The organism is Mesorhizobium sp. B2-8-5 (assembly GCF_006440675.2).
Lineage (GTDB): Bacteria > Pseudomonadota > Alphaproteobacteria > Rhizobiales > Rhizobiaceae > Mesorhizobium.
Map to the genome: position 1 here is coordinate 3708521 of NZ_CP083951.1, position 25341 is coordinate 3733861.

Annotated in this window: 22 protein-coding genes; 15 read left to right on the top strand and 7 right to left on the bottom strand. The window is 61.6% G+C overall.

Going from position 1 to position 25341, the window contains the following annotated elements:
* Positions 1-4: 4 nt before the first annotated feature.
* From FJ430_RS17920 to FJ430_RS17940, 5 genes are all read right to left on the bottom strand, one after another.
* Complete coding sequence (locus FJ430_RS17920; RefSeq protein WP_140708068.1) at positions 5-1297, bottom strand: efflux RND transporter periplasmic adaptor subunit; 1293 nt, start codon at positions 1295-1297, stop codon at positions 5-7.
* Positions 1281-4427 (bottom strand): efflux RND transporter permease subunit, encoded by a 3147-nt coding sequence (locus FJ430_RS17925; RefSeq protein WP_226891763.1) that lies wholly within the window; start codon positions 4425-4427, stop codon positions 1281-1283. The genes FJ430_RS17920 and FJ430_RS17925 overlap by 17 nt, the downstream gene beginning before the upstream one ends.
* Positions 4424-5581 carry an efflux RND transporter periplasmic adaptor subunit gene (locus FJ430_RS17930; RefSeq protein WP_140708066.1) on the bottom strand — a complete coding sequence of 386 codons (1158 nt, stop codon included), beginning with the start codon at positions 5579-5581 and terminating at the stop codon, positions 4424-4426. The genes FJ430_RS17925 and FJ430_RS17930 overlap by 4 nt, the downstream gene beginning before the upstream one ends.
* Complete coding sequence (locus FJ430_RS17935; protein WP_226891765.1) at positions 5562-5765, bottom strand: hypothetical protein; 204 nt, start codon at positions 5763-5765, stop codon at positions 5562-5564. The genes FJ430_RS17930 and FJ430_RS17935 overlap by 20 nt, the downstream gene beginning before the upstream one ends.
* A 107-nt stretch (positions 5766-5872) precedes the next feature.
* Positions 5873-6535 (bottom strand): hypothetical protein, encoded by a 663-nt coding sequence (locus tag FJ430_RS17940; protein WP_140708064.1) that lies wholly within the window; start codon positions 6533-6535, stop codon positions 5873-5875.
* A gap of 241 nt (positions 6536-6776) precedes the next feature.
* Between FJ430_RS17940 and FJ430_RS17945 the strand changes: the two genes are divergently transcribed.
* The 11 genes from FJ430_RS17945 to FJ430_RS17995 all read left to right on the top strand — a co-directional run bounded on the left by FJ430_RS17945 (position 6777) and on the right by FJ430_RS17995 (position 16516).
* Positions 6777-7523 (top strand): response regulator, encoded by a 747-nt coding sequence (locus FJ430_RS17945; protein WP_140647622.1) that lies wholly within the window; start codon positions 6777-6779, stop codon positions 7521-7523.
* Complete coding sequence (locus tag FJ430_RS17950) at positions 7520-8764, top strand: ATP-binding protein (RefSeq protein ID WP_140708062.1); 1245 nt, start codon at positions 7520-7522, stop codon at positions 8762-8764. The genes FJ430_RS17945 and FJ430_RS17950 overlap by 4 nt, the downstream gene beginning before the upstream one ends.
* Positions 8765-8916: 152 nt before the next feature.
* Entirely contained in the window at positions 8917-9210 is a 294-nt protein-coding gene (locus FJ430_RS17955) for a hypothetical protein (RefSeq protein WP_140652393.1), read from the top strand.
* Between the two features lie 1305 nt (positions 9211-10515).
* Positions 10516-11874, top strand: coding sequence for a tyrosine-type recombinase/integrase (locus tag FJ430_RS17960; RefSeq protein ID WP_140708060.1), 1359 nt, complete (start codon positions 10516-10518; stop codon positions 11872-11874).
* A gap of 260 nt (positions 11875-12134) precedes the next feature.
* Positions 12135-12395, top strand: coding sequence for a hypothetical protein (locus FJ430_RS17965; RefSeq protein ID WP_140708058.1), 261 nt, complete (start codon positions 12135-12137; stop codon positions 12393-12395).
* A 24-nt stretch (positions 12396-12419) separates the two neighbouring features.
* The gene (locus FJ430_RS17970) at positions 12420-13022 is read left to right on the top strand and encodes a hypothetical protein (protein ID WP_140708056.1); all 603 of its coding nucleotides are present in this window, start codon (positions 12420-12422) and stop codon (positions 13020-13022) included.
* A 211-nt stretch (positions 13023-13233) separates the two neighbouring features.
* Positions 13234-14064: a helix-turn-helix domain-containing protein gene (locus tag FJ430_RS17975; RefSeq protein WP_140708052.1), complete on the top strand. Its 831-nt coding sequence runs from the start codon at positions 13234-13236 to the stop codon at positions 14062-14064.
* 116 nt (positions 14065-14180) lie between these two features.
* Positions 14181-14705, top strand: coding sequence for a hypothetical protein (locus FJ430_RS17980; protein ID WP_140708050.1), 525 nt, complete (start codon positions 14181-14183; stop codon positions 14703-14705).
* A 48-nt stretch (positions 14706-14753) separates the two neighbouring features.
* Positions 14754-15194 carry a terminase small subunit gene (locus FJ430_RS17985; RefSeq protein ID WP_140708048.1) on the top strand — a complete coding sequence of 147 codons (441 nt, stop codon included), beginning with the start codon at positions 14754-14756 and terminating at the stop codon, positions 15192-15194.
* A gap of 123 nt (positions 15195-15317) precedes the next feature.
* Positions 15318-16136 carry a recombinase family protein gene (locus FJ430_RS17990; RefSeq protein ID WP_140708047.1) on the top strand — a complete coding sequence of 273 codons (819 nt, stop codon included), beginning with the start codon at positions 15318-15320 and terminating at the stop codon, positions 16134-16136.
* An 11-nt stretch (positions 16137-16147) separates the two neighbouring features.
* Positions 16148-16516: a hypothetical protein gene (locus tag FJ430_RS17995; protein WP_181175503.1), complete on the top strand. Its 369-nt coding sequence runs from the start codon at positions 16148-16150 to the stop codon at positions 16514-16516.
* A 135-nt stretch (positions 16517-16651) separates the two neighbouring features.
* Here FJ430_RS17995 and FJ430_RS18000 read toward each other — a convergent pair whose 3' ends face one another.
* Together FJ430_RS18000 and FJ430_RS18005 are read right to left on the bottom strand one after the other, a co-directional pair.
* Positions 16652-18991 (bottom strand): hypothetical protein, encoded by a 2340-nt coding sequence (locus FJ430_RS18000; protein ID WP_140708043.1) that lies wholly within the window; start codon positions 18989-18991, stop codon positions 16652-16654.
* On the bottom strand, positions 18988-20499 hold the full coding sequence (locus tag FJ430_RS18005) for a hypothetical protein (RefSeq protein WP_140708041.1): 1512 nt from the start codon (positions 20497-20499) through the stop codon (positions 18988-18990). Before FJ430_RS18005 ends, FJ430_RS18000 begins: the two co-directional genes overlap by 4 nt.
* 632 nt (positions 20500-21131) lie before the next feature.
* Here FJ430_RS18005 and FJ430_RS18010 point away from each other — a divergent pair.
* The 4 genes from FJ430_RS18010 to dbpB (FJ430_RS18025) are packed head-to-tail and all read left to right on the top strand — an operon-like array spanning position 21132 to position 25339.
* Positions 21132-21851, top strand: coding sequence for a hypothetical protein (locus tag FJ430_RS18010; protein WP_140708039.1), 720 nt, complete (start codon positions 21132-21134; stop codon positions 21849-21851).
* Positions 21848-22966 (top strand): DGQHR domain-containing protein DpdB, encoded by a 1119-nt coding sequence (gene dbpB / locus FJ430_RS18015; RefSeq protein ID WP_140708037.1) that lies wholly within the window; start codon positions 21848-21850, stop codon positions 22964-22966. Before FJ430_RS18010 ends, dbpB (FJ430_RS18015) begins: the two co-directional genes overlap by 4 nt.
* Positions 22963-24294 (top strand): tRNA-guanine transglycosylase DpdA, encoded by a 1332-nt coding sequence (dpdA, locus tag FJ430_RS18020; protein ID WP_140708035.1) that lies wholly within the window; start codon positions 22963-22965, stop codon positions 24292-24294. The genes dbpB (FJ430_RS18015) and dpdA overlap by 4 nt, the downstream gene beginning before the upstream one ends.
* The gene (gene dbpB / locus FJ430_RS18025) at positions 24257-25339 is read left to right on the top strand and encodes a DGQHR domain-containing protein DpdB (protein WP_140708033.1); all 1083 of its coding nucleotides are present in this window, start codon (positions 24257-24259) and stop codon (positions 25337-25339) included. Before dpdA ends, dbpB (FJ430_RS18025) begins: the two co-directional genes overlap by 38 nt.
* The last annotated feature ends 2 nt before the right edge of the window (positions 25340-25341 follow it).

Genomic DNA, 25341 nt, shown 5'->3' on the forward strand with positions numbered 1-25341 from the left:
CGCTTTAGTTTCCGGTTGCGCCGGAGGCCGGCTGCTTTGCGGCACCGGCGGCATTGCCGCCGGCGGGGGCGGCTGAGGCGGAGTTCTGCTCGCGGTCCTTGATCTCGCCGGTCGTTTCGTCGATCGTCACTTCGACCGCCGTCGCGTCGCCGCCGGCGCGCACCAGCTGCAGGCCCTCGACGATGACGCGGTCGCCGTCGCCGACGCCGGAATCCACGAGCCAGTTGTTACCGACGCTGTTGCGCACGCTCAGCGTACGCTGCTCGACCTTGCCCTGGGCATTGATCACCATGGCCGTCGCCTGGCCCTTGGGATCACGGGTGACGCCGCGCTGCGGCACCAGGAAGCTGTTTTGGGCTACGCCTTCCTCGACGATGGCGCGCACGTACATGCCCGGTAAGAGCAAGCGGTCGGGATTGGGGAACTGGGCTCTGAGCGCGAAGGTGCCGGTGGACTGGTCGACATTGGCGCCGGCGAATTCCATCTTGCCGTCCTCTGCGTAGATGGTGCCGTTGTCGAGCTTCAGCTTGACGCTGACATTGGCCCCGCTGAACTTCAGCCGGCCTTCGTTGATCGCCTGGCGCAGATTGAGCAGGTTGGTGCTCGATTGCGTGACGTCGACATTGATCGGGTCGAGCGAGCGAATGGTGGTCAGCACCGTCTCCTGGTTGGCCGTGACCAGCGCGCCCGGCGTCAATGACGATTTGTCGATCCGGCCGGCGATCGGCGCGGTGATCGAGGTGCGGTTGAGGCTGATCTTCGCGGTCTCGACGCTGGCCTTGGCCGACGCGACATCGGCTTGGGCCTGCGCCAGCGTCGCGGCGGCATCGTCGTAATCCTGCTTCGAGACCACGTTCTGCTTCAGCAGCCCGGAATAACGATCGAATTTGGCCTGCGCGGTGGGCACCGCGGCTTCCGCCTTCTGCTGGGTGGCGACGGCGCTATCATAGGCGGCCTGATAGCTCGCCGGGTCAATAAGGTAGAGCGGCTGTCCCGCCACCACCTCGGCGCCTTCCTGGAACAGGCGCTGCTGGATGATGCCGTCGACCTGCGGGCGCACCTCGGCAATGAGAGAGGCCGCCGTGCGGCCCGGCAATTCGGCGGTGATCGCAACCGATTGCGGATGCAGCGTGACGACGCCGACCTCGGGCCTGCCGACGCCACCCATGCCGGCCGGCACCTGGCTCTTTTCCTGCGAGCAGGCCGCCAGGAGAAGCGCGGCGCACAGAATTCCCGCCCAGGGAGACAGGCGGCGAGGCCTCGCCAGCAACAGAGAGCGGTCAGGCTTGATATGCATTGGCTGGATCTTTCGCTGGAGTTGCGGTTCCCGCTTGGCCGGTCGCGCCGGGCGCTTCGACCAACAGCTTGCCGAGGTGGCGGACGAGGAAGCCCTGGATGTCGTCCATGAAGGTGTAGACCACCGGCACGTAGACGAGGCTGAGCACGGTCGAGGAGATGAGCCCGCCGATCACGGCGATCGCCATCGGCGCCCGGGTCTCGGCGTCGGCGCCGATGCCAAGCGCGATCGGCAGCATGCCGGCGCCCATGGCGATCGATGTCATGACGATTGGCCGGGCTCGCTTGCGGGCGGCGTCGAGCAGTGCCTCGAAGCGGCTCATGCCATGCTCCTTCTCGGCGACCAGGGCATATTCGACGAGCAGGATCGAGTTCTTGGCCGCGATGCCCATCAGCATCAGTATGCCGATCAACGGCGAGATGCCAAGTGCCTTGCCCGTGACGAGCAGGAAGCCAAGCGCGCCGCCGACCGACAGCGGCAGCGCCACTAGGATGGTCACCGGCTGCACGAAGCTGCGGAACAGCAAAACCAGCGTCAGGTACATCAGGATGATGCCGGCGGCGATCGCGGTGGCAAAGCCCGTGAACAACTCCTGCATGCGCTGGGCATCGCCGCGCGCCAGCTCGTGCACGCCCTGGGGCAGGCTTTTCATGATCGGCAGCGCGCGAATGGCTGTGGTCGCCTGGCCAAGCGTCAGGCCGGAGAGGTCGGCCTCTATCGTCGCGCTGCGGCTGCGGTCGACGCGCGTGATGCTGTTCGGTCCGGCGCTGAAGCCGATGTCGGCGACGGCGCCGAGCGGCACCGTGCCCTTGCTGCCGGCCAGCGGCAACACCGCAAGCTTCGCCGGATGGTCGATGGCGCCGTCGGGCAGAGTGACGACGATCGACACCTGTCGATCGCCGAGATTGAATTTCGCCAGGCTGGTGTCGGTGTCGCCGATGGTGGCGATCTTCACCGTCGCGGCGATCTCTGTCGGCGTGACGCCAAGCTCGGCAGCCCTGGCGCTGTCGGGTCGCACGATCAGCTCGGGCTTGGTGGTGGCGGCCGTCGAGGTCGGGTTGATCAGGCCCGGCACGGATTTCATCTGCTCGATCAGCGCGTTGCTCGCTTTTTCGAGAGCCGCGCCGTCGTCGCCGACCAGTGTGATCGACACCTTGGCGCCGGCGAAGCCGTCGGCGCCGAACTGGATGCGGGCGCCTGGAATGCCGTTGAGCTTCGGCGAAGCCTCGGCCTCGAATTGCTGCTGGCTCATGGTGCGCTCGGCGCGCGGCTTCAGGTTGACCGTGACGGTCGCGGTCCGCACCTCGGCCGAGCTCGAGCTTTGGTTCGGCCCGCCGCCTGACGAGGCGGCCGTGCCGATGTTGGCAAACACGCTGTCGACGGCCGGCTCCTTCTGAAGCCGTTTGTTGATCTCCTGCACCACAGCCGTGGTCTGCTCGATGGTCGAGCCGGGCTGCAGCTCGACCGAGATCATCGAGCGGCCGCGATCCGCCGCCGCCATGAATTCGGTCGGCAGTTTCGTTGCCAGCGCCATCGAGCCAGCAAAGAAGGCAATGCCTGCCAACAGCGTGATCCAGCGGTGGTCGAGCGCCTTGCGCAGCAGCCACAGATAGGTCGGCACCCAGGCAGGCAGATCGTCCTCGTCGTGGCCGCCGGCGCGCACCAGATAGGCGCCCATCAACGGGGTGAGCATGCGCGCCACCAGCAGCGAAAACAGCACGGATACGCAGACGGCGACGGCAAAGGAGAAGAAGAATTTGCCGGGAATGCCGGGCATGAAGGCGACCGGCAGGAAAACGGCGACGATGGTGGCGGTGGTCGCAACCACGGCGAGGCCGATCTCGTCCGCCGCCTCGATCGCTGCCTGGTAGGCGCTAACGCCGGTCTGGCGCATGTGGCGCACGATGTTCTCGATCTCGACGATGGCGTCGTCGACAAGGATGCCGACGACCAGCGACAGCGCGAGCAAAGTGATGTTGTTGAGCGAGATGTCGAAGGCCGCCATCACCGCGAAGGTCGGAATCAGCGACAGCGGCATGGCTACCGCCGACACCAGCGTTGCCCTGATGTCGCGCAGGAACAGCCAGACCACGCCGACGGCGAGCAGAGCGCCGAGCCAGAGCGCCTCGAGGGCGGCATCATAGCTTTCCTGGACGAAGCCGGACGAGGAGGTGACTTCGGTGAATTTCGCCGTCGTGGTCCTGGCCCCCAAGTCGGCGATCGCGGCGCGGGCGGCCTTGACCACGTCGATCTCGCTCGAACCGACCGATCTGTAGACATTTAAGGCGACGACCTGCCTGCCGTCGAGATAGGCGGCCTGGCGCGGCTTTTCCCAGCTGTCGACGACGGTGCCTAGATCGGACAGCTTGACGTCACCGGCGCCATTGAGCGCGATGCGGGTGTCGGCCAGCGCCTCGACCGTCGTGGCGCTGGCGAGCGTGCGCACGGACTGCTCCTGGCCACCGATATTGGCGCGGCCGCCCGGCTGGTTGACGTTGTTGGAGGCCAGCGTCTGGCTGACATCGCCGGCGCTGATGCCCAGCGCCGCCAGGCGGTCGGGATCGAGCTCGACGCGGATGACCCGGTCGACGCCGCCGGAACGGGTGATCTTGGAGACGCCATCGACACCGAGCAGCACCTTGGCGACGTCGTTGTCGATGTACCAGCTCAGCTGATCCGGCGACATAGCGGGCGCCTCGACGACAAAGGTCAGCACCGAATTGCCGGTCGCGTTGACCTTCGCCACGACCGGCGTCTGGGCTGCGGCCGGCAGGCTGGACTGCACACCCGAGACCGCGTTGCGGACATCGTTGGTGGCGGTCTCGGGATCGGTGCCGAGGGTGAATTCGACCGTGGTGACGGACGAGCCCTCGCTGATCGAGGTCGAGACGTCGTCGACGCCTTCGAGGGTTGCCACGGCATTTTCGATCACCCGCGCGACCTGGACTTCCATTTCGCTCGGCGCGGCGCCCGGCTGCGCCACTGTGACGGTGACGGTCGGCAGGTCGATGTCGGGCATGTTGTTCGTGCGCAGCTGCATGAAGCCATAGACGCCGGCGATGGCCAGCGACAGGAACAGCACGATGGTCGGCACCGGATTGCGGATCGACCAGGAGGAGATGGCGTTCATCGCGTCTGCTCCGCCGCGCTTGCGGCATCGGCAGCCGTCGCTTCGCCGGCGGCGACGCGCACGAGATTGCCGTCATTGAGGAAGCCGGCGCCGGCGACGACGACTTGTTCGCCTTCCGACAGGCCGCTTTCGATGGCGACCCGACCGTTCTGGCGCGCGCCGGTCGCGACGGGACGCGCGCTGACCTTGCTTTCACCGTCAATGACGAACACGGCCGGCTTGCTGTCATGCCAGACCAGGGCCGTCTCGGCGACGGCAAGCCGCCGGGACGACGCCGTCTCGATCGTGACGCGGGCAAACATGCCGGGCTTCAGCCCGGAACCTTCGCCGACCGCGACATAGACGGTGGCGAGCCGGGTGGTCGCATTAACCGTCTCTGCTATTGAGGAAACGCTGCCGGAGAAAGCGCGGCCCGAGGCGTCTATGATGTTCGCCGCCTGGCCAACCGAGATGGCCGCCAGATCCTTTTCCGGGACGAGGACGCCGACCTCCAGCCTGCCGTCGCGGATGATCTTCATCAACTCAGTGCCGGCCTGGACGATGGAGCCCGTCACGGCCGGCTTGCTGGACACGATGCCGTCGAAGGGTGCGCGGATAGTCGTCCTGTCGAGCTCGGCCTGCAACCTGTCGGCGGCGGCTTCGGCCTGCTCGACACCTGCCTTGCCGGTTTTCACCGCGGTCGCCTTTTCCTCGGCGGTCTCCGCGCTGACGGCATTGCTGGCGAGCAGCTTATCGGCGCGCGCGGCGGCTGACAGCGCGGAGTCGAGTGTCGCCTGCGCCTGGGCGACAGCCGCCTTCTGCTCGGCAAGCTGGGCCTTGAGAAGCGAGTCGTCCAGCCGGGCGATGACATCGCCGGCCCTCACACGGTCGCCCTCGGCTGCCAGGACCTCGGTCAGGCGCAGGCCGCTCTCTTCCGCGCCGATCGTCGCTTCCTGCCAGGCTGCCACCGTGCCGGTGGCGCTGACGGAAGATGTGACCGCCTCGGGATGGACCCGCTCCACCGAAACGGTGAGCGTGGCAGCCTGAGCAGGCGCGGCTTTCCCGACGTCCGGCTCCGGCGCGCCGCGGCCATAGGCCTTCAGCATCGCGGCGACAGCGGCCGCGACCAGTATGGCGACGAGGAGAAGATGGCTTTTACGCAATTTTCTGGTCATGATTTTCGGTGTTCGAAGGCGAGATCGGAAGCGACAGGCGGTAGGCGGCGAAGCTCAGCCGGATCGCCCCCTGCAGCACCTGCTTCGACAGGATCTGCTGCCTGGCGCCGGCGCCGGGGCGGGTCGTCAAGGGCGAGCCCAGGGAGGCAAGCAGCCGCAGCATCATCAGGGCTTCCCACATCATAATGCGCTCCATGCGAGTTGGCGGTCGCGCGGACGCGTCCGCCAACTCGCAGAAAGTACCGGCCGGCCCTTGAACGGGTGGGTCAGGGGGCCGGCCGGTGCAGCCGGTCAGAGTTGCTCGCCATTCCGGGGTAGGGGTGGAGGGAGCTGTCCGCCGTGATCGGGCAGACCTCCGGGGCCGGCTGCATCCGTCGGATCACCCCACGGGCCGGGGGGCGGGCCATGCGGCCGATCCGCCGAAGCGAGGATTTCGAGCTGTTCGGGTGTCAGCTTGGAGCGGAGCGCAGCGATCGCGTCCTTCAGCTTGGCCGCCGAGGCGGCGCGCGTCGTGACATCGTCGGCCAGCTTTTCCTGGAATGCGAAGGGATCGCGGGCAGCACCTGGCGCAGGTCCGTCGGGACCCGGACCGCCGGTGCCGCCCAGGCCGAAGTCCGGTCGTGCCGGCGGCGCCAGCACCGCCTGCAGCGCGCTGGTGTAATCGCGCCAGGCGTCGAGCTGTTCGGAGCGGATGCCGATGCGGGTCTCGAGCAACGAAAGGTGCGCCGCGAGCATTTCGGGCGGCGGTCTCATGCGACGAGGGCCGAAATCCCCCGGTCCATGCCGCATCGCCCAACGCTGTCCGTGCCAGCGCATCGGGCCTGGACCCGCATCGTCCTGCCGATCGAAGGCCGGCGGCTGGTCGCCCGGTGCGCCGGGCTCGGGCTGGGCGGCCAGCACCGGGTGGATGGCCGCGACCGAGAACAGGCCGAGCGCCAAAAGTCTGCTTCGCATGACGTTATCCTTTCCTGCATGCTTCGGATGCAGGGAGGATAGGAAGCGACTTTTGCCGCTTCGCGTCGGCGTGTTGCCGAAGGTTTCCGCAAAAAGGAGATTTGTTTCCGAACGTTTCCGGCGCCTTGCGGGAAACGTTCGGTTGCAATTTTTCGTGCCGTTGGCGCGCGGCACTTCCTATAATCAGGGACAAGCAGTGATAGACGGGCAACGATAACGGGCAAGGTGAAACGGGCCGGGTATGCAGGCACAACCCCACATCCTCGTCGTCGACGACGACCGCGAGATCCGTACGCTGCTCGGGCGCTATCTGGACGGCCAGGGCTTTCGCGTCTCGGTGGCGGCTGACAGGCGCGAGTGCGAGCAGAAGCTGGGCGCCGGCCAGTTCGATCTTGTCGTGCTCGACGTCATGCTGCCCGATGGCTCGGGTCTCGACATCTGCAGGAGCCTGCGTGACCGCAAGCCGCACATCCCGGTCATCCTGCTGACGGCGCTGAAAGAGGATGTCGACCGCATCATCGGGCTAGAATTCGGCGCCGACGACTATCTCGGCAAGCCGTTCAACCCGCGCGAGCTGTCGGCCCGCATCCGCGCCGTGCTCAGGCGCTCGGCGCCCGAGGAGGCCGCTCCGCCCAAGGTGCGCGTCTACCAGTTCGCCGGCTACCGGCTGGAGCCGGACACGCGCAAGGTAATGGATGCCGATGGCGCCTTGATCGATCTTACCGGCGCCGAGTTCGACCTGCTGCAGGTTTTCCTCGACCGTCCCGGCCGGCTTTTGTCGCGCGACCAGCTGCTCGACCTGACGCAGGGCCGCGAGCGCGATCCGCTGGAGCGCTCCGTCGACGTGCTGGTGAGCCGGCTGCGCAAGAAATTTGCCGAAGCGGGCGAGGCGGCGCTGTTCAAGACGGTGCGCAATGGCGGCTATCAGCTGACCGCGCGCGTCGAGACGATGGAGTACCGCGCCCCGACGACGGAGGCGGGCACATGACCTCGCTGCGCCGACGGCTGATCATCCTTCTCGTCGTTTCGATCCTCGGTGTCGTGGGCCTCGCGACATTCGTTGCCGTCAAGGTGCTCGGGGGTCCGTCGCCCGAACTGATCATGGGGCCGCTGGCCCACCAGATCCAGTATATGGTGCAATTGGCTCCCGGCCACGCGCAGACCGCGCGCGACGCGCCGGTCACCGTCAGCGGCAGTCCGGCCCCCGGTATCGAGGACCGCAAGCACACGCGCGTGCTGAACGATATCCTGCAGCATGACGGCGTCGATGTTTCGGCTGTCGTCACCCGTAACGTCGGCGGGCCGGGCATGGTCGCCTCGGTCGCTCTGCCTGGCAATCGCTGGATGATCGTCGACGTTCCCGATTTCGGTCCGCCGCGCGATGTCTGGTATGGGCTGGCGGGCTGGATGGCGCTGATCGTGCTCGGCGCCACGCCGGTCTCGATCTACTTTACCGGTGTGCTGGTGCGGCCGCTGGAGATGCTGGAAGCCGCCGTCAGCAAGATCGGATCGGATGGGGTGCTGGCGGCTGTGCCGGAGAAAGGACCCGCCGAAGTCAGGGCGACGGCGCGTGCGCTCAACGAGCTGTCGGAAAGGCTCAAGACCGCGATGGAAAGCCGCATGCGCCTTGTCGCGGCCGCGGGTCATGACCTGCGCACGCCGATGACCAGGATGCGGCTCAGGGCCGAGTTCCTCGACGAAGACCGCGAAAAATGGCTGAGCGATCTCGACGAGCTCGATCGCATCGCCGACAGCGCCATCCGCCTGGTGCGCGAGGAGGTCAACCAGGACGCGATCGAGCCGGTGGAACTGGACAGGCTGGTCCGCGATATCGAGGTCGAGATGATCTCGCTTGGCCACGCGGTGACGATCGACCACCTTGATCACGTATCGGTCAAAGCCGGCGCGCTTGGCTTGCGCCGCGCGCTGCGCAACCTGATCGTCAACGCCGCCACGCACGGCAAGAGCTGCTCCGTCGCGCTTGCGGGGCGGGGCGGCCAAGCGGTTCTCACCATCGCCGACGGCGGCCCCGGCATTCCGCCCGACCTGTTGAGCAAGGCCTTCGAACCGTTCTTCCGAGTCGATCCGGCGCGCACGCAATTCATTCCGGGCGCTGGGCTGGGGCTCGCGATCGCGAAGGAGATCATCGAGCGCTACGGCGGCACGATCACGCTGGAGAACAGGCAGGGGGGAGGGTTGCTGCAGACGGTGGTGTTTGCAACAACCTGACGTCGTTCGTCCTCGGGCAATTCCAGACCCTTGGCGCGGGCTTTCAAACGCTTTTTCAAGGCTTTGCTCGCTGCATCGTGACCGCACCGCTGTTGCGGAGCGGCGTCGCAAGATGCGAATTTGGCGATACGATGTTTTGCGAGGATGCCACCATGCCCATACGCAAGATTGCGTTTTGCGCGGCAGCGATGATCGTTGCCGCCACAAATTTCGCCGATGCGAGGCCCGACACGCGCAAGATGACCTGCGCGCAGACCCAGGCGCTGATCCAGAGCCAGCATGCGGCGGTGCTGAGCACCGGAGCGAACACCTATGATCGCTACGTCCGCCAGTTCGGCAACGAGTGCGATGCTCCCTACGTGCCGATGGTCGACTATGTCCCGGCCAGTGACGGTCGGTGCATGGTTTATCGGTGCGAAGAGCCGGCGCCCATGGTTCCGGATTGATCGGCGACCAGCGCCGCTTTCCCGGCTTGCACGTAATCCCAGACGCCGGCTGATGCCATTTACTTGACCTTTTGGATCTCCGGGGGAGGCGTCTGGTCAGTCGCCGGAGCCGGCGTGCAATCCGGGCCCTTGCAGTCGAGGACCGGATCCTCGGCCGGGGGCAGGCAATTTTGCCCCTCGCAATGAATTGCCGGCGACGGTTCCGTCGCTGGCTGGCTATTCGGCTGGACAGGTTGATCGTCGGCGCGAACAGGCGAAGCGCCTGCCAGGCCAATCATCGCCGCGCACGGCAGCGCTATCCGAAGCAAGTTCATTCTTGCCTCCACGGTTGGGAGCGAGGAGAAGCTACACCTTCGGTTGGGAGCCTACACCCTGTCAGCCGTGAATGGCGTTAACGGCGGGTTTCTGCCCCCGAGAGCCCATTGTCGCGCCGACTGCCGCAATGAACCAGACCTGGCCGCGCTCCATGACGCCTCCTGTCGGTTGCCAATCCGAAGCGAACAAGACGTCCGAGGCCTGTTCCGTCGAGAGGGAGTACAATGGGCATCTCTCGGCCATCTGTACGTGCAATTTCACTCCGCAAGCGGAACGAGAGTGCGGGTTAACCAGTTACGTCGATATGCCTACCAAGGTCAAAGAACCGCAGCCGAAGTCCGACCAGAAAAAGGGCCCTGTTCCCGATCAGGAAGGATCGCCAGAGCCTGAACATGTCGATAAGCCACCGCGAGACGTACGAGAGGCACCGGCACCAAATCCCGACGGCGACAAGAAGTCCTGATGAATTGCGCAAGTGAAACGATGGCCCCGCTGCCATGTGGCCAGGCCTTTGCCAACCCAACCTCGGATGTAACCCAGGAGGGTTTCTCGCTGCTTCATCAATTGCATGAAGGTCCGATCCGGAGTGAAATTTCCAGCCGCGCCGCCTCCGGTGAGGCTATCCAAAGGCTCATCGAAGCGATCGCACACAGAAATGAAACTGTCGATTTGGCTGTTGAGCGGATCGGTCGGTAGCTTCTGCCTCAGATAATCCTCAAGCGTTAGGCCCCTGATCGCCGCTCGACGGTCCTCACATGTCTTTGAAAAGACTGGTACGCCCAAGGGGAATCGAACCCCTGTTACCGCCGTGAAAGAGCGGACTTTTCGCCTTATGCGGATCGCTGATCGTCTACTCGTGTCTATCAGCGTATAGCGTAACTATTTGTATTCATTGGATAGTTAGAGTGGCATATCTAGGGTTGTCTTCTCGCGCCCGCGGGTGTATTTCGGGACCGATTTCGGGTCAACTCTCGAGGCGGGACAGGCCACATGGCGCGAACCAGGACAGAAGCGGCGATAACGACGCGCAATGCGCGCAAGCAGCTCAAGCCGCGAAAGAAGCCCTATTGTCGGTCACTCGGGCCAACCGTTGCTGTCGGCTACCAAAGAAAGCCGCGGGGAGGGGTTTGGCAGGCGATTGAATCGCTCGGTAACAAACGTTACCGCGTTGAGCAGATTGGCATTGCGGATGATTTTTTGGACGCGGATGGCGTCAACATTTTTGACTATGAGCAGGCCAAGAGCGCTGCCCTGGCGAAGATCTCCTCGTGGCACGCAGGGGAGATAGCATCCGCGGAAGGCCCTGCGCCGACAGTGCGTTCGGCCGTGGAGAACTACATTGAACTGCAAGCGACGCGGGAACGTGCGGTGGCGGGCAAAGGCAGGTTGCGGGGCGATGCACGGCTGAGGCTTTCCCGACACGTGTTGTCGGATCCGGTCTGTGATGTCGCGCTCCATGATTTGAAAGAGGCTCATTTTGACCAATGGAGGAGCCGTCGACCGCCCGATCTTTCAGTGTCGACTGTTCGCCGGGTGGTCAACGATCTCAAGGCCGCCCTCAACGCCGCGGCTGTCAAAAATCGTTCCCGCCTTCCGGCTGATGTGGCGGTCGTCATCAAGAATGGGTTGTCAGCTGGCGAGGCCGCGCCACCTATTGCTCGCGACCAGGCCGCTCTGCCCGACGCAGATATCCGCCGCATAATCGAAGCGGCGAGGGTGGTCGATATCGACCAGGGCTGGGACGGCGACCTTTTGCGCATGGTGCTGGTGCTGTCCGCGACCGGAGCCCGCTTTTCGCAAGTCGCTCGGATGACTGTAGGCGATGTTCAGATACCACAAAGCCGATTGATGGTGCCGACGAGCCGTAAGGGCAGGGGTACAAAAAAGACGACGCACGTCGGTATAAGAGTTGGCACCGATGTCATCGATCAGTTGCGCTCGGCGATTGCAGGAAAGCAGCGTAGCGAAGGCTTGCTACAACGATGGCGCCATGTTCAAACAAAGGCCTCTGACATTCGGCCGCCCCAATGGGTTCGCGATGCTCGTGGTCCGTGGGTTGCAGCGAGCGAACTCGCCCGGCCTTGGCTCGACATCATCACCAGCGCCGGCCTCTCGCGCGAAGTCGTGCCTTACTCTTTGAGGCATTCCTCCATAGTTCGCCAGCTTCGAGCAGGTCTTCCTGTTCGGCTCGTGGCCGCCCTGCATGACACCAGCACTACGATGATTGAACGCCACTATGCGTCGGCTATTGTCGACCTGCTCGACGAGCTATCTGCAAGCGCAATCGTTCCGCTGATGGCTGACCAACCGGGAACGGACGTGGTGCCGCTTCGCGCCGATCAGTTGTAAACAGGAGATCAACCGCGCCGAACGACGTGAGGAAACCCGGCGGTGACCCCCTGTGAATATCGGGGAAATCTTTCCAAAACAAATGCCTGATCAATGTACGCAATTGAACGCGCATGAACGAGCCGAGGACTCGTGGAACCCGTAGTAGCTGGCTTTTCAGCCGGCCTGAGCATCGATTTATCCAGAATTTTGTCTTGTTTACACCCGTCTAGGCGTGGGCATAAGTGGCTGTTGGCTCAATTTTGATATGAGGCAACACCATGTCGTTCCAGCATCTCACGAACAACGATTCAACCAGCCTAGCACCAACCCGCCCCCAACTCGCGACCGACGTCAAGGGCGCGGTGATCTACACTGGGCTGTGCCGTGCGCAGCTCTACAAGGACATGCGCGCCGGCCTGCTCGTTGTTCGCAAAAAGGGCTCCCGCACGATCCTGCTGTACGAGGAGTTGGATCGCTACCTCAAAGCCATGCCCGAGGCGAAGTTCAAGCCCCTAGGCAATAACGCCTTGAACTCGTAGTTCCTCACCTCCCAACAAACAATCTTGACCAAGATCGTGCTGCAGAGCCCGATCTGCGGAAGGACTTTGCCATGGGACGCCGCTCCGACTTCCCCCGCATCGCCAAAGATCTCTATAGCACGCCCGCAATGGCGCTTCCGCCCCTGCTGTTCCATCTTCCTCGCTCTATTCGCTACCTTGAGCCAACGGCCGGCAAACGGTGCTCTGATCCGCGGCTTGACCGAGCATGGCCATATCTGCGAACTGGCAATTGACCTAGATCCCGGTGATCCGCAGATCGTCCGCCGTGACGCGCTGTCTCTGACGTCAGCCGATATCGTCGGCATAGACATGATCATCGGCAACTTGCCTTGGTCATGGTCTTCATTTGAACCGCTTCTAAAGCACCTGCTGACGCTCGGCCTCCTAATCTGGGTTCTGCGCGACACGCCATGGCTATTCAACCTGCGCTCGTCTGCACTGGTTGACCGCTGCGCGCTTGTGCAGCCGACACGCCGGCTGCGCTGGATACCAAACACGGAAAACACAGCAAAGGACGACTCCGCCTGGCACTTTTTCCCGCCCGGGCACTATGGCGGGCCGCGTATCAATCTGCGCGTCGACGCGCGTCTCCTCTCGCGGAACTGACGGTGAGCAAAGTGAGGGACAGCGGGTCGCAGAACCCTGAGGTGGCACCGACCCGACAGCCGCCTGCTCAGATTGAAGAGGCTGTGCGCTGGCTGGCAGCGACCACCGAACTGCCACGTCCTCTGGTTCCGTATCTGCGCACGACGTTCTACCTCAGCGCTGTTGAAGCCATCCAGGCCATTCGACTGGCGAATGCTCTCCGGCGGCTGCCATGAGCTTCAACGACATCAACTTCGTCCACGAGCTCTCGATCCCAAAGCAGGAGCCAGAGGAGCCAGCAGATATCGAGCGGGCTAAGCACGTCCTGCTCTATATCGCGACCCGCGTCGGTAATGGAGTGGGGTGCTGGGCTTCACAAGAAACGATGGCAGAGGAAATGGCGATGCCGCTTCGGGCGGTCGAGCGAGCGATCCAACTGCTCAAGCGGTTGAAACTGATCAAAACCACTCGGCGTTCGCGAAAAACCAGCATCATAAAAGTGAATACAAGCTGGGTGCCGCCATATAATGCCCCGCCAGTAGGTGACGGATCATTGGCGGCGCCCATTCCGTCATCTGTTGGCGGATCAGAATTGTCGGCCGATCCGCCAACAGGCGCTGCCCGAACCGCCAGCCAGGCGGCGGACAAACATAACGAACACGCCGGGCGCTCGCGCCGGACTGGCGTGGAGGCTGTTGAGCAAGGGTTTGGTTCAAAGCTAGATAAGCCGGCATCTGTGTCCTTTGAAGAGGAACCGATTTCCGATCCTCAGCCGGCCACACTGATCGGTGCTTCCTTCATCGAAATCCCGATGCTCGGGCCTTCCTTCGAACAGAAAGCCAAAGGCGCTGAACTGGCGACACCAGGCTCGGGCAGCCACCTAGACGGTGGCTCGCCCGGCGCGCCTTCGCTAGTAGCGCGCCAACCGTCATCGCCAGCACAACGGGCCCGCGACAGCAAGCAACACGCGCCGCCCATCGCCCCGATTGGTCGAAAGCCCGTCCTGCCGCAAATCGAAGACCAAGAACTCTACAACCGCCTCACCAAGCGGTCACCCCGGTAATCCCAACCGACGTCCGGCGAATCCGGCAAACTATGGAGATAGTTATGAAGTGCACCACCCCCCGGATGAAGATAGCAGGTGCTCAGAGGCGGAAAGGTCCTGAGCGGGCGGCAAGAGTGTCCGCAGAGATCAACCTGTTCAAACTCAGGACCATCATCCCGGATTTCGCGGGCTGCAAGGACGTCTCAATGCGTTGGGTCGTCTGGGGGCGTAAGCGACCACCTGCGCCGTATCCCGACCTGATTGCAAACTACCGGCCAGACGATGTGTACGCACAGTGTTGGATCGATGAATTGTTCACGACGGACGAGGCCAAGAAATTGATCAGCTATCTGGAAACTCACCATCCCCAACGCAAGAACAGCATCGAAAAGGTCAATCTCCCGGCATCTGGGGATTTGTTCCCGATCCTTGCCCTCTCCGTTGGTGGTCCCACGGGCCATTATGAACTGGCGTGCGAGGAAACTTACGACCTACCGTTCTGGGTGTTGGGCGCGTACGATCTCGAAGAGCATGAACCATTGCTAAATCGCGAATCTGATTTGATACGGCGGAAAGCCTTTGCGCGGAGCACGTTCTACGTCATCAACGGCAAAGTCTTGTGCGCTGCTGATCTCGAAGAAATCGACCGGCTCCATTGACACGCCACACTGTCAATGGGCTGAAGGTCAAGGTATTATGATACCGCCATGAGCGCTGATAAGCTGAATACGCGACAGGAACGTTTCTGCCTCTGGTTGGCCGAGGGCCTTCCACAATCTCGGGCGTACGTCGAGGCTGGATATTCAGCGCGTGGTAATGCCGCTGAAGTCAGCGCTTCCCAGCTTCTAAGAAATCCTAAGGTCGCCGCCCGGCTTGCCGAGCTGCAGGCTGGGGCTGCAAGGCGTTCGGAGATCACGGTCGATGAGTTGGTCGCCGAGCTTGAAAGCATGCGCAAACTCGCTATGGCATGCAAGAACCCGGCCGCAGGCGTAGCTGCGGTTATGGGCAAGGCCAAACTGCTCGGTCTGATCGTCGACAAAGCCGAAGTCGCCACAACAATTCGCAAGCCACTCCGCGAGCCCAGCGATACTGAGCAGATGAGCCTTGAAGAGTGGCAAGCCAAATTCGCGCCAGGAGGGCTGCAATAGGCCTGTTCTCGCCATGGCGACCGGGCCCCCCCATTTGACCCCTTCTTCCAAATCCCATGTTGACTTTCCGGCTTGGAATTATCAAATGCTGAAGCAAATGATATCGAAGCGTGGCTCGAAGTCATGAACAGCAAAGCTTTAAAGAAGGTAGTGGCCTATCTTCGCACCTCGTCAGCGGCCAATGTCGGTTCTGACAAGGATAGCGAGAGGCGGCAGCGCGAGGCAGTCGATCTATACGCCCGATCCGCTGGCCTGGAAATTGTCGAAACATACTATGATGCGGCCGTCAGCGGCGCAGACGCGGTGACCGCCCGACCTGGCTTCTCGGCGATGTTGGAGCGCCTGCTCTCGAACGGTGTGCGTGTCATCTTAGTCGAGACAGCTTCACGGTTCGCACGAGACCTCATCGTTCAGGAGACGGGATACGAGATGCTCAAGGCGCGCGGCATCGATTTGATTGCCGTCGACAGCCCTGAGAGCTTCGTGGCCGACACGCCGACGGCAAACTTGATCAGGCAGGTTCTGGGTGCGGTTGCCGAATTTGAGAAGGCGATGCTCGTGGAAAAGCTGCGAGGGGCCCGCGAGCGCAAGCGGATGGCGACCGGTAGGAAGGTTGGCGGCCGCAAAAACTATGCAGAAATTGACGGCGGACCGAAAATGATCGCGCTCGCAAAAAAGCTGCATCGTTACTCGGTCCATGGCAAGCGGCGGACCCTCGCTGAAATCGCGGAAGCCCTGGAATACGAAGGTTTCGTGTCGACCGCCGGAACGCGGTACACTCCGACCGCAGTATCAAGAATGCTTGCCTCCAAGAGCAACAAGCTAACGACTCGACATGAAGCTGATCCCGAGCCGTCGCCAACGCTGGCCCCGGATACGTGTGCCCGACCAGATGCGCCCGACGTGCCCACCATGCGAACTCCGCTTGGTTCGCGATGGTAGCGAGGGCGACTATGGCGGAAATAGTCTTTCAGCGCGTTGGCGATTATCTCTTGGCGTTCAACCAGGAGGCGATAATCGTGGCCGACATCCTCCGCTTAGTGTTAACGCGGGCACCAGAAGATGACGCCGATATGGTCGGCATACCCATCCACGCACAAACGGAGAGCTTTGCGGCTCTTCATCCTGCCGGGCATAAGCCACACCTGATCGCGAAGCCCGAGGCGCTCGACGAGGTCTGGCAACGCACCCATGCAGACTTTAAGGGCATGGTCGAAGGCAAACGCACCGTAATGGTGTTTCGCCGTGATGGCCCGACGCTCGTTGCGCTCGCCCATCTCACGCCGGCTGAGACGGCTCGGCTCTATCCGAGGAACGTGTAGCGCGCCGGTACCCGGCATGCCGGGGGTTTGCCGACGACAGGGGGCGGGATCGATTGTGGGGCCCCTATGAGACGCGCCTTACCGAGCGTCGGGCGACGGAGATCAAAGGACCAATCCTGAAAGCCGCCATTAGGTTCATTGTGCCACGATGCCTATTTGGCACCCCAGTCGAGTCCCCACGGTGCGATCCAGCGCCTGTCTCAATTCGACCATGGTGTTGCTCATCAGTTCTGAAGACGTCAGCCCTAGTATCTTGAGCACCTCTGCCCGAAGCTTCTGAACGTATATGAGGAACTGACGGTTCCTGGGCGAAGCCGCAACCGACGCATCGATTGCATCCAAGCTCCACAGCACCGTGGTCCAACTCTCAAGGAAGTCGATCGGCATCTCCGTGTATTTGCGTGAAATCATGAGGCGAGTGACAGGCGGCCCCTTTCCGCAGAAGAACGCGGCGATTACACGCAAGGCCATCCTCGGCCAACCCGTCTCTTCGACAGTTGCCTCGAGGCCCATCGGCAATTTTGCATGTCGCGCCTTTTGCAGCAGCAGCATCAGCCAGAACCTCAGTCGGAGCACGTCGCTGGAGCCGAGCGGTCCCTTGTTGGACCTGATATTGGAAGCGTACGCCTGCACCATCCTCTCGAACATCCTGGCGTCGACCGCTGCACCCACCTCGTCGTCGGGAGCATCCGCAGCCTTGACTTCAGCCTTTCGAGTCGTCGCGTCGAGTTCCCGATCCTCATCCTCATCGCCGAGTTCCATCCATCCGTGATCGCCGGACGGATCGTCGACTTTCGCGCCCTCGGCCGCTCGACCGACGAGCACGTTTAAGAAGCCACGAATACTGTCCGAGTGCATGCCCACTAGGGTGCTGTCGCGTTGGCCGTCACCCCGGTTGTCTGGTGACCGGGTCTCCATAAACTCTTCGTAGGTGAGATGAGCGAATTGCTGCTCCGGAGCTACGCTGGTCGGTCGGGGGCGAGATGCGGTCACATGGACGTGTTTGCGGTCAGTGAGGTCGGCGCGCGCCAACTCGTCGAACGCCTGGTGCATCCGGAGGTCGAAGTCCTCGCCGCGGTCGAATATCGCGACGGCCTTTGCAACGGCGCCGCTGGCGGCCTCACGCCTGCGTCTGCGAAGCATGGAACGATGGGTCACGTGGGCCGGATTAGAGACGAACCCTTCCGCTGTGACGACAACGAAGCTGATCCGTTCCGGGTTTTCTATTGTGGCCCGGAAGGAGCGCGGCGCTTCGCCGTCGATGGGGTCGAAGGGTATCGCCCCGATCTCCACCGCGTTCGTATCGAGAAGGCGCAGCGAGCCAGACCCGCCGATGCCGGCCAGATGCGACCAAACAAGTCTGTCCCCCTCGAGTTCGAACGAACCGGGTCTCAAAGATGCGATTTTCTCGAGTGGAATGGGCGGAGCGGCCTCGCCCTGTTTTATGTCTTCCGCATCGAGTGGATCGTCCTCCAAGCAGGCGTCCAGACCGAGAGCTTCGACCGCCTTGTTGCGTGGAAGCCTCCTATAGATGCAGGCTTCGGCGTTTGTGCCGACGGCCCGGCCGCGCCCCAATGCCGCTTCTGTGCAATTGGCACTGCCGACAAGTACGTGATCGTGCGTGGCGGTCGTAGCGATTGCGACCTTGGCATGAGCAAACCGTCCGTGCAGTTCCCTCGGCAACTCCCGGAATTGGAGGTCGGATGGCGCGGAGGCGTCGATCGGGAACTCATGCTGACTTAAGTCGAGAAGGATCGAAGTGGTCTCAGCTTCGAGCGACCTCATAAGCGCGCCTAAGGCGGAAAGGCCATTGTCCCAGTACGGGCTGGCAACGACGAGCCGTTCGACCGCTTCATTCCCTACCAGGTCGGCGAAGCGTCTCCCGATGCCTTCGTTGCCATCATTCGAGAGGAAAGCGATGACCGATCCGTCCTCCAACTGCTGGATGGGATCGGGCTCCGGGCCGAGGAGCCACGGCGCACGGTCGAATGCCCAATCGATAGCGTCGCGCGCTGCCCCGACGTCGCTTGGAACAAGGCTCTGAAGATAGCGCCATGCCGAGCGTACAATCTCCCGCTCTGGACCGGCCTCGTCTTGGCATTCGAGCTCGATTATGGCCTCCACGTTGCCCGCCAAGCCTGCAGCGGTGATGTTCGCCGATCCAACGAAGAGCCGGCCAGCCCGCCGCCCAATCTGCAGCACGATCTTCGGATGGAAGACTCCCGCCGTGACCGGAGGAGAGAACAGTTCGTAGTCGCGCCCCAACTGGACCGGCAACTGGGAGCCGTCGGACAGCGACATCGACACCATCCGCTCGTCCGCGATGACGAGGAGGTTGGTAGCGCCGCTGGTCATTAGCTGCGGAAGCATGATCTGCTCGTAGGCGGCGAACTCGATCGAGAAAGTGATCGATATCACGGTGTGGAACGGTCGCGAACCGGTGCCCCGCCGTCCCATGCGATCCGGGTACTTCACGGGGTTGCTCCGAGCAATGCATGGGCTCGAGGCGTTGGACCATTCTCGTCGATTAGGCCGATGTCCTCGAGAAATTGCACGGCGGGGCCAAGCCGAGGCGTGGTCGGCACTGGTGCGTATCCGCTGCGCCGGACCAGGCGGCCGTCCCCCACCTCGAACAGGAAGGTGTAGTCGCGTTGTTGGCGGAGTTTTTGCATTGCGACCCAGCTGTGCCGTCGGACGACACGCTCTACAACATAAGATGCGATCAATTCTCCTACTGGCTCATGTTCGCGCCGTGCGATCCAAGCGAGTTCGGTCAGAATCGAACGTCCGTTGCCATGTCCAGCCAACTCGCGTCGAGCCGCCCCATAGAGATCGGAGCGCGCCGTGATCCGCCGATCGAGAGCAGCCATGAGCCCGATGGCATCCCAGACCTTCTGTTCCGCGGTGCCGCGGCGGCTGGTGAGTTGCGACCATGCTCCCAGGTAGTCGTAATCGTAGGGATCGACGTCGATCCTGAATTGCGACCATGACACGTCGGCGTCACGCTCCACTGACGCGGCGAGCCGCTCCCGCACCAGGGCCTCTATCTCCGCCAGCGTGCGCCCGGCATCGGCCTCACCCATGAGGTCGGTCGCCCACTCCAGGAGCGAGGCAGCCGCGATCTGCAACAGATCTTGGCAATGGTACGCCTCCCAGCGAGCCTGTTGCCGACTGAGAGCTTCGTCGTCGGCCGACGGGGCAGCGAACAGATGCCACCGGATCGCGGCGGCGTCGGGGCGAGCGCGCAATGCCCGCGCCGTCATGAGGATAAGTCTCAGTGAAGCGGCCCGGCTCGCGTCGCTTTCCGTGGCCTCTAGCGGCGAGAAGAGCAGCCGCTCATAGATATCGCGCTCCGAGGAGTGTTCCGGAATTTCGGAAGGTCTGATGGGATTAAGGCGATCCAACTGCGCGGGTGTTACGCGAGCCGATTTGATTGTTTCAAGGAGCAGCCTCTCGACCTTTGGGCCTATTGAGGCCCGGAAGGCAGTGGCCGCCGCTCTGCCGGCCCCGTTGGTCGCCCGTTGGATGCCGTGGTTGCCCTGGCGAAAAAGCCCGACCTCGACCATCTGGGTGTAGTAGGCGCCGCCGAACACACCGAGCGACTGGCGCAGGTAATGCACTGCGTTGGCATCGTTCGACGCCGCCTCTGCAAAGTCGATGACATCCTCTTCGAAAGCCAACCTCCGATTCGCCCAATCCACGCCACCCACACCGCCTTCGCCAGTCGCATATGCAGATACGAGCGCGTAAAGGGCCTCGGCTCGCCGCACCCAGGTGCGCCACGTGGCAAAATCGTTCGACGCATCCGTTCGGGCGTAGGTGTCGCTCACCCAACAATAGTAGCCGTAGTACCTCATCCTCAACGTCACGTTGCTGATCCCGGGCAGCAGCGACTGATAGAGGGCGACACCCGCATTCTGCATGCCAAGGGGGTCAAGGCCCCGCTTGTCGGCACGCTCTGTCCATTCTGGGTCAGCGACCACTTTAACCCCCCATCCTATATTTCCCCAGTATTCATATACCGGCTCAATAATGGAGGCCAAGACCAATTGTTACGGAAACTTTAGGAACCCAATCACGTCTCCAGGCCTGCCACGGAACGAGGTAAAAAAGCATCTGTCGAGGTCAAAAGCAGGACAGAGAAGTCTTGCTTGCTGGGGGGGCGTGGCCATGCCAACGCGCCTGTGCTCGCTTTGACTCACCTTTGAATCGTGCGTGAGCGGTTGCCCAGAGTCAGTTTGAGCGGCGGCGGTCTAGTGGGCTTTTGAAAAACTGCGTGGCTTTTTCACAGGCTCCTCGATGAGCATTTATGATACCATTTTCGCGGGGGAAATTACGATTTAATGTAGCCAAACGGCTTTCGAGTTCCTATGCATTAATGCCGACCAATGGCTCATGTGGATGGTATTTTGTGGCGCTGGTGATTACGGCTTGTACGAACCGCAAACGCAAACCGGTCACGGGCAACCTCCGTGTGGCGTCCCTTCCGCAAGCGAATTTGCCCGACCTGGCGAGCCGATGGTGTGATCGTCTTGCGACGGCCAAGCCTAGATTCCCGGCCGCGCAACTTTATGGGGGGCGAGCTTTCAAGGAGGCGACTGCGGCAGCTGCAGCCATGGACGCGCAGTTGTACGTGGTCTCGGCTGGTCTGGGCTTCATCAGTGCCTCGACTGAAGTTCCGTCTTATGCGTGTACGGTCTTGCTCGATGCCGACGACAGTATCGCGGCGCGTGTCAAAGGCAGCTTTGTCCGGTCTGTATGGTGGAAAGAACTGAGCCGGTTCTCGCCATTTTCAGAAGTTTTGCGGCACATAATTTCGCAATCGGACGGTCTGGTGTGCGCAGCGCTTTCTGACGCTTACCTTGATATGATTAGCAGGGAGTTGGTGGAGTTGTCGGCGACAGATCGGTGCCGGCTTCGAATTTTTACTCACACACCATTAGAGCGAATTGCACCCGCGTTGCGAGGCTTCGTGATGCCGTACGACGATCGGCTCGATGGACCTGATAGCACGATGCGAGGCACGCGCAGTGACTTTGCCTCGCGGGCCCTTCGGCACTTCGTTGAGCATGTACACATTGCTTTCGATAACAATGACGCGGCAACTGACTCCCTGAACGTCACTGCCATGCTACGGGATTGGCGATATCCGACAAGGGTTCAGCGGGACCGCTGTGACGATGACGCGATACGTCGTCTGATCAATGAACATTGGATTATGGCAAACGGTAGCACTGCGCGCCTTCTGCGGCTGTTCCGAGACGAGCTAAATATCGCCTGCGAACAGGGCAGATTGGCAGGGCTGGTGCGCGAAGTTGGTGCGGAACGTTCATGACTGCAGTGGACCATCTAAAAATTCGGGCCGTTCGTGCGGAACAAGGTGGGACCGGGGTTTTCGCGTTCTTTCTTCAAGGCTCTGACATCACTCGCATCGCCGATATCAGTCGTATCCGCCGCGAGGAGCAAGAACTCAAGGGATTCCAGCGCGGCGTGATTCGTGAACATGTGAAGCAGATTACCGCCTTTCTGGACAGCGGTGCGGTGCTCTTTCCGAATGCCATTATTCTCGCAATGGCGCCCGAGGTGGAATTTGCGTCGGCGCGCGGGCGAGCACCCGGAAACATTTGTGAGGTGGGTGACGCTGGCACGCTGTCGATACCGATATATCCGGAAGGACGACGAGCGGCGTGGATCGTCGATGGTCAGCAACGCTCACTTGCACTTGCGGAGGCGAGGGATCGGTCGATTGCGGTCCCGGTCGTCGGTTTCGTGTCGGCACACCTGGCAACGCAACGAGAGCAATTCATTCTGGTCAACAAAGCGAAACCGCTTCCCACTCGTTTGATAAATGAGTTGCTTCCGGAGGTCAGCGTTCTTCTACCGCGTGACCTCGCAGCGCGTCAGTTGCCAAGTGCGCTTTGCGAGGCGCTCAATACAGATCCGAGTTCGCCATTCTACGGGTTGATCCGCCGCGAATCTGACGGCAAGGATAAGGTCGGCATTGTCACCGACAATTCGCTCATCGAAACGATGCGCATGAGTCTCAAAACGCCAGCTGGGGCGCTCGGCCAATTTAAACATAACGGACGCGGCAACGATACAGAGGCAATGTATGAGGCTCTGTTGCTCTACTGGTGTGCGGTTCGGGATACGTTCCCTGACGCTTGGGGAAGGCCTCCGGTTGAGAGCCGTCTTATGCACAGCGCAGGTATACGTGCAATGGGCGCCTTGATGGACCCTATTATGCTTCGGACCGATGGTGTGTCCGATCGCGTAGCGGCGGTTCGTGCTACGCTCGAGCGACTCGCCCCGCATTGCGCGTGGACGAGCGGTTCTTGGAAGGGCCTCGGCATGGACTGGAACGATATCCAGTCAACGTCTCAGCACATCAGCAAACTCAGTGATCACCTGATGCACCTCGAGCGTGACCTCGCGCGAGGCGTTGCATGAAGTTTATTTTTGCTGACAGCCTGGACTATGTAGACCCTGCGTTCGACTTCATAGCGGATCGCAGTCCGGCAGAGCGACAGCCCTATTGGGACGACGCTTATCCGCACGAGATCTTGGGTTATGCGCCTTATGATGGAGTGCTGGTTTCGCGCGGTATTGTTGGAGACCATCGTGTGAAGGGCAAATACACGGCGAGCCAGGCGCGGCGCTTTGGCTTGGTTGGTGTCCGCAAATTTCTCCGCCTCGACAGGCCAGAGTTCACACACCTCGACATATTCGGCGACTGTGGCGCCTTCACTTACGTCAACGAAGACCGTCCGCCGTATACGCCGGCAGAAATGGCCGAGTTTTATGACGAGTGCGGCTTCACTCACGGCTGTTCCGTTGACCATGTCATATTCGACTTCTACCCCGCTGTCGTCGGGATGGAAGGCGGGTCCGTTGATGCTAAGCAACGGTTCGACATAACGCTTGAGAACGCCGATCAATTTCTTCGTGAAGTTGAACAGATAGGTGCGAGTTTCACGCCACTGGGGGTCGTTCAAGGATGGTCACCAGGCAGTATGGCGGAAGCCGCGCGACGGCTCGTCACGATGGGATATGAGTATCTTGCAATCGGCGGCATGGTTCCGCTCAAGTCACCAGAGATCAAGATTTGCCTAGAGGCTATTCGCGCCGCCGTGCCAGCCTCAACCAAGCTTCATATTCTGGGTTTCGCTAAGGCTGACGATATCGACAGCTTCCATGGTTACGACATCGCCAGCTTTGATACGACATCGCCGCTGATACGAGCGTTCAAGGACGCTAAGAAAAACTATTATCTACCGGGCGACGGTCTCGCGTTGCGGTACTTCACGTCGATCCGAGTGCCGCAGGCGATCGAAAATCCTAGGCTTCAGCGAAGCGTGAAAAGGGGAACGTTCCGCGCCGAGGATTTGGTCCGAATGGAAGTGGCGGCGCTTGGATCGCTCCGAGCCTTCGATCGGGGCGAAGCCGATCTTGATGAGGCGCTACATAGTGTTCTTGTTTACAGCGCCCCGCTGTTTGAAGAAAAGCCTTTCGAAGACTGCCAAAACAGTCCAGCACTTTTGCAACTTGCGAAGCGCTATCGGGAAACCTTGTCGGAACGGCCATGGCGGCAATGTCCTTGCGCGATATGCGCGGCCACATCGGTCGAGGTAATCATATTCCGCGGCAGCAATCGCAACAAACGCCGCGGGATTCACAATCTCGCTGTCTACAAGAATCATATTGAACGATTGGATTTGAAGCGTGCTGTCAAACGAACCGATGAAATATCTCGCCGTCTGTGCGCAGCAGAGTGCTGAGCATCAGGTGCTCACCTTTGCAGCTAGGGCGACTGACGTTTTACGCTTTGCGTCGATCGAGCGCATTGGCCGCAACGAGCAGGGTGAACTCAGTGGGTTTCAGCGGCCACAGGTTGCAGCCCACATTCGAGAAATTCGCGACTATCTCGAAAAGCCAAATGCTGTGCTCCCCAACCCGATTGTGGTCGCGTTCACTGATCGCGTCGAAATTGATGATCTTGGCAACGGGGCCGCTCAACTCACAATCGATGTGAGTGTGGGTGCACCAGGGCTGGTCGTAGATGGCCAGCAACGACTGTCAGCACTTGCCCAAGTTGACCGCGACTTCCAGGTCTTTGTTTCTGCACTCATCTGTCGTGATGATGCAGAACTACGGCGCCAGTTCGTCCTCATCAACAACACGCGACCGCTACCTAAGTCCCTTATCTACGAATTGCTGCCGACAGTGGACGACTTGCCGCCGCGCCTTAGCCGGCGGTCTATGGCAGCGAACCTGACTGCGCGCCTCAACTTCGAGAATACCGCACTGAAAGGCTACATCAAACAGCACACATCCCCGGGCGGGATCATCGCCGACACGGTTATTCAGAAAATAATCATGGAATCCCTCGCAAACGGCGTGATGCGCGAACTGATTAAATCGCATGACGGTGAAACGAGTTGTGTCCGACTTGTCTCGAATTTCTTCGACGGAGTGAAGCGAGCGTTTCCCGAAGCCTGGCATGGCCATAACCCCAGTTCGTCGCGCCTGTTACATGGCGCTGGCATTCAGGCGATGGGCGATGTCATGGAAGTGTTGGCGCAGCGCGGGAGCGCTCGCACCGTCAGCGACTTTCAAGATGGCCTCCAATGTCTCAGGGGCAAAACCGCTTGGACCGAAGGTAAATGGGAGTTGGGCGGGGAGGTTCGAGGCTGGAACGCTCTCCAAAACGTCAATCGCGATATCTCACTCCTGAAACATTATCTCGTCGGCGTCGTGAAGGCGGATCAGCGCCAGAGGCGCAAGGCGGCGCCGACCCCACTCCTCGATAGGGCGGCAGGCTAACG